General features: G+C 55.5%; 6 protein-coding genes. All 6 read left to right on the top strand.

The window, feature by feature from the left end; translation table 11 throughout:
- Nucleotides 1–828 precede the first annotated feature (828 nt).
- Nucleotides 829–1,014 (top strand): hypothetical protein, encoded by a 186-nt coding sequence (locus EOA85_RS27140; RefSeq protein ID WP_127211824.1) that lies wholly within the window; start codon nt 829–831, stop codon nt 1,012–1,014.
- Between the two features lie 748 nt (nt 1,015–1,762).
- Nucleotides 1,763–2,941 (top strand): hypothetical protein, encoded by a 1,179-nt coding sequence (locus EOA85_RS27135; protein WP_127211823.1) that lies wholly within the window; start codon nt 1,763–1,765, stop codon nt 2,939–2,941.
- A 12-nt stretch (nt 2,942–2,953) separates the two neighbouring features.
- Nucleotides 2,954–3,232 (top strand): plastocyanin/azurin family copper-binding protein, encoded by a 279-nt coding sequence (locus tag EOA85_RS27130; protein WP_127211822.1) that lies wholly within the window; start codon nt 2,954–2,956, stop codon nt 3,230–3,232.
- 370 nt (nt 3,233–3,602) lie between these two features.
- A complete protein-coding gene (locus EOA85_RS27125) occupies nt 3,603–4,100 on the top strand; it encodes a transposase (RefSeq protein ID WP_127211821.1) in 498 nt (165 codons plus the stop codon).
- Nucleotides 4,097–4,441 (top strand): IS66 family insertion sequence element accessory protein TnpB, encoded by a 345-nt coding sequence (tnpB, locus tag EOA85_RS27120; protein ID WP_127211820.1) that lies wholly within the window; start codon nt 4,097–4,099, stop codon nt 4,439–4,441. The genes EOA85_RS27125 and tnpB overlap by 4 nt, the downstream gene beginning before the upstream one ends.
- A 44-nt stretch (nt 4,442–4,485) precedes the next feature.
- Nucleotides 4,486–5,107 (top strand): IS66 family transposase zinc-finger binding domain-containing protein (locus EOA85_RS27115; protein WP_206523379.1); only part of this gene is annotated, 622 nt, incomplete at its 3' end.

Here is a 5,107-nt window from a genome sequence, read left to right as displayed (position 1 = left end):
AAGCGGGCTTTCGCTGGTCGCTCCTAAAGCGCGCCGGTCGTCTCCTTTCCGGCACGCAATCGGCAAAGTCGAACCACTAGGTGTCAACGCGTTGGGCGAAGATTATCAGGCGTTCCCTGACTCCTCCGGCCCAGGAAGAGTCGGTGATCTCCGAGGGAACGAAGGCAGCATTGCTCAGGCAAAACGCCGAGGAAAGAGTACCAGAGCGCAATGGGAAGGTCTTGGCCGCCAAAAATCGAGCCAGCGAGTGACCGCTCGCCCGAACAGATCAAAACAACCCCCGCCATCCATGATGGCACCTTATGTCGTTCGAAAATAGCCAGAGATGTTTATGGCAACGCGTCGAGCCTACAACGGCGGCGCGTTCCATCCGCAGACCGTCACGACGTCATTTCCAAGCCTGACTCGTGAGTTGGTCACCGCGATTTGGCCCAATTGACCCTGCCCAATCAAGACGAAGGCCTCGGGATAATTGCCATCAAAGTCTACCCTTGCAGTAGCCTTTCTAAACGACTATCCGGGCTCAATCGCTGTTCCTCCGTATTGAGGTTTGCTGATAGTTCACATACAAAATCAAGGAAATCTAAAGAGGAATGAAAAATAAAAAGAGCTTGGGTTATTGGATCGCCGTGCTGGATACCTGCAGTCACCCACGCTTTCGCCCAAGCCCCTTTGGCACCGGCACAGCTGACAAATAGCGACTTTATATCGTCGCTCGGAGCCTACCTGGGTTACGGGGTCATAGGGCTGGGTTTAGCGGTCGCGGTCCTGGCAGTAGTGGTGTTAATATCTGGCGCGGAAAGCGCACTAACAGCCGGAACACGTTTTATGCTGTTTGCGTTGACTTTAGTATTTGCAGGAGTTTGCATAGAAGTAGTGAAGGTGCTGGCTGCAAATGCGGAGGCAGAAAGAAAGGAAGTGGCGCTTCGCATACTGCCGGATGAATTTATGAAAAGTTTTTTGGATGCGACAAAAAGAGAACTATTCCGGCGACGCTCCGCAAACAAGGCATGACGACACCTTCCCCATGCGAAAGGATGAGAGTGTTGTCCAACATATAACCCTGCCACCGGGGGAATGTAGGTTCTATTTCGTTGTGACAAGGCCGCCCGGTATCGTCGCGGTGAATGTCGACAAGAAGTGGATACACGAGCGTCATGTAGGAAAAGGGTTCTATCAAACAGGCTTGATCTGTGCGCCAACAGACATCTCGTCAACCGACGCGCCAATTGAGGCGAAGCTTACCGTAATTGACAGTAAGGTGGACATGCTTTCCTTTATCGCCCCACCTCTCAAAGTCCAGCCATTTTCAAAGCCGACCCGGTGTCGCCCTCAGAGAGGGAGCAGGACCTGAGCAAGGTCGTTTGTACCGGTGAACACGAGCCAAATTGCGCCGGGCCTCACGACTTATTTGTAGCATGTGGTTCACAATCCGACAAAGAAATAGCGGGAGAAGTCTGTCGCGCACTCGGCAAGGTGAACGCAAGCGCACTACGCACACACACCAAAGGGGGCAATCGGTGTGGGTACGCGATGATACAGGTAACGTGTAGCTGAAGGAAAGAACCAGTGATGTTTGCTGGGCGGATTGCGAAGATTGAAACGAAAAAAAAACCTGAACAACCGAAGCGAGGTAGCGGACGCCACAAAATATCAATACGGATGATACGAGGTTCTGCATCTGCACGATTTAGTATCTTTACGACTACAATTAGCTGTGCTTTTAATAATATACGGGTTCGTTTCCCATACGGAGGGGGTCATGGCAGTCGTAAAGCACTTCGCGGTTTTAGTAGTTCTTTTGCCGATATGCACGTCGGCACTGGCAGAACCAGTTCCGATTGAAGCCATGACCAACCCAAGTAAGCATGCTTGGGACTTGTTTCTAGCGCTCAACTACCCCGCAAAAAATCCAGCGGTCGAACGAGGCGTGCCCGATCCGCAGAAAGCTTTGGGCGACGATGGGCTAACGGTGTGGGAGACATGGAAGCATGGAGAGGAGGTGTTCCTTGCGAACGGAGCGCCGCCACCGAAGTGGGAGGATATGAGCCTCGACCCAAGCTTGGTTCCCAATGGGAAGAAGCTTTTTGAAATTCCGAAGACTCTAGTGCTGGAGGGGGTGCGTAGTGGCATGTCTCCAGACCAAGCAGTTCGCGCCGATCAAGTGTCCAAGGTTCTAAAGGTCGCGCCCGATGGTATTTTCCGCCGCGGCGGCGGCGAAACGCGGATGAATAGGTCCACCTTTGATTTCATTGTAGAAAAGGAACTTTACAACATCGAAGGACAGGAAGCGCTTTATGCGAAAATTGTCTCGCGCACCGAGCAAGCGGTCTCTTTTCCGGTCGATTCAATTGAAGTTAAGGCAATGTGGACGCCTCTCGAACCTTCCGACGACCGGTCGCACTTCCATTTGTCAGTCGGTGCAGATGCGAAAAGCTACAAACTCGTCGCTCTTCACATTATTACGAAGGATGTTCCGAACTGGTTCTGGACCTCGTTTCGACAGACTGACGGGCCTGAGCCAGAGATACCGAGCGTTGATACCTACGGACAGCCGGGATTACTGCAGGGTACGAAGTGGCAGTTCTATGAACTCAGCGGAACACAGACGGATTTTACGGACGGTATGGGAAGGCCCACGTATCTCTCAGATCCGCACGTCGAAGAGGGCTTCCAGAACTCCTCTTGCATTTCGTGCCACGCGCTCTCCACGATCGGGAGAAAAGGCCCGAAAGGTGCCGATGGATCCTCAGAGCCCGAAGCCAACCGCATAGCGTTTTTTAATGTGATGGGTAGTCCAACGGGAGCACCCGTGGGCGTTCCCAACCCAGGTTGGTTCTTCGAACCGGTGCGCTTCGGGCAAGATGTACAGGACCAGGATTACATACAACTTGACTTCTTGTTCTCCCCCGCATTTCGGGCGAACAGGAAGTCTCCATGATGCGGAGTCGTTATGTCGAATACCGTCACTGTAGAGATCCGAAATTTTGCATTCCACCCGGCAAGAGTAGAGATCAATCCGGGAGATAAAGTCATCTGGCGAAATCACGACCATATGGGACATTCGGCGCTACGCCAGAGGGAGCCACTCTTCGACACCGGAGTGCTTTTAAGTGGGGAATCCTCTCTGCCAATAACTTTCGACGCGGAAAGCGATAATGAGGGGTTTGAATATTTTTGTGAACCTCATCCCCAAATGAAGGGAACTGTCGTATCCAAAAGCGACAAGTAGCCACGACGCTTTTCCAGCATAGGTGGCCTCCTAAGCGCAGCCGCGCACATTCGAGCCCCGATGCTTGAAAAGCCAGCTGGACACCTCGATTTACCGCCCTTTCGGCCTGAACGAGTAGGCGATGACCGGAGCGGCTTTATGAGTGCTGCGTTCGAGGGGCAATTTACCGCTGTGGGGCCGATCAATTCGGCCGGTGGCTGCCGATTTCACCGCTTTCGCCTTCACGCAGGCACACTTCGGCCCTGGTGCCAGACATAGCGCGTGAGCTTGTAGGCCAGATTGGCCATGCCGTATGCATACGACGAGGGCCGCCTGTTGACGCGTAACTTGAGGCGTTAGTGTCCGCTTAGATTAAGTGGACACTTGGCGAATGAAGTATCTGGCTATGGAGCAGCCGTCGACGGTGGAAGCGAGCACGTCCGCGGCTCTGCCACTGCCGCCGGGTGCGGGCCGACAGCGGACGCGCCGCTCCTGGACGGTCGAGCAGAAGCTGGCGATCGTGCGTGAGGTGCAGGAGTCCGGTGATCCGATGTCGGTTGTGGCGCGGCGTCACGACATGAACGCGAACCACTTGTTCATCTGGGTGAAACAAGCCCGGCAAGGGCGATTGGGCCGATCCAACCCACTGCCCGAGACCCCACCGATCGCCTTCATCGACATGGGTGTTGTCGGTCCTGGCCTGCACGATGTAGAGCCGGAAAAGCCTGCGCGATCGCACTTTGAAGTACCAGCTACGACCAGCCAAGCAGTGTCTACCGGTGGCCGGATGGAAATCGTCGGGGCCAACGGCCGGCGTGTGATCGTCGACCGCACTGTCGACGTAAGTGTCCTGATGCGGATCTTGCAGGGGCTGGAAATGCTGCGATGATCCCGACAGAAGGCGTGCGTGTGTGGTTAGCCACAGGCTACACCGACATGAGATGTGGCTTTCCATCACTGGCGCTACGGGTGCAGGAGGTCCTCAAACACAATGCCTTTGGGGGCAACCTGTTTTGCTTCAGGGGGAAACGTGGAAATTTGTTGAAGGTCATTTGGCATGATGGCCAAGGAGCATGCTTGTTCACAAAAAGACTCGAGCGCGGCCGATTCATCTGGCCGACAGTTGAGGGCGGAGCTGTGACAATATCTCCCGCGCAGCTGAGTTATCTCTTGTCCGGGATAGACTGGCGCAACCCTCAGGAAACGTGGCGTCCAGCTCGAATTGGGTAGCATTTTTTAGTTGAAAATACAATGGAATGTGATTCAATCGGCATATGACTTCGAAGCCGGTTGAGCTCCCCTCGGATCTTGCCAGCGCCTACGTGGCGCTGCTGGCTGAACGTGAGGCGTTGCAGGCTGAACGCGATGTGGCGGTCGCGGATGCTGCCAACTGGCAGGCTGAAGCCGCGAACGCGCAGGCTATGCTGTCCGACAACGAGGCGCGGATTGCGCATCTCGAGCTACGCATCGAGAAGCTGAAACGCGAACTGTACGGGCAGCGCTCCGAGCGCACGGCGCGGCTGATCGAGCAGTTGGAATTGGAACTCGAAGACCTCGTCACCTCGGCGACCGAGGACGAGCTTGCCGCGCAGGCCGCGGCGGCGAAGACCCAGACGGTGCGCCCCTTCACGCGCAAGCGACCGGTGCGCAAGCCATGGCCGGATGACATCGAGCGCGAGCTGGTCGTCATCGACCCTCCAACTGCCTGCGCCTGCTGTGGCGGATTGCGGCTGGCGAAGATCGGCGAGGATGTGAATAAGACGCTGGAGGAGATCCCGCGCCGGTTCAAGCTGATCGAGACGGTGCGCGAAAAGTTCACCTGCCGCGACTGCGAGAAGATCACCCAGCCGCCGGCGCCGTTCCATGCCACGCCGCGCGGCTTCATCGGTCCCCAAC

Origin of the sequence: Mesorhizobium sp. M5C.F.Ca.IN.020.29.1.1, from assembly GCF_003997375.1 — a bacterium.
Classification (GTDB): domain Bacteria; phylum Pseudomonadota; class Alphaproteobacteria; order Rhizobiales; family Rhizobiaceae; genus Mesorhizobium; species Mesorhizobium wenxiniae.
Note: the sequence above shows the minus strand (reverse complement) of the source record. Positions and strands in the feature narration are given on the sequence as shown.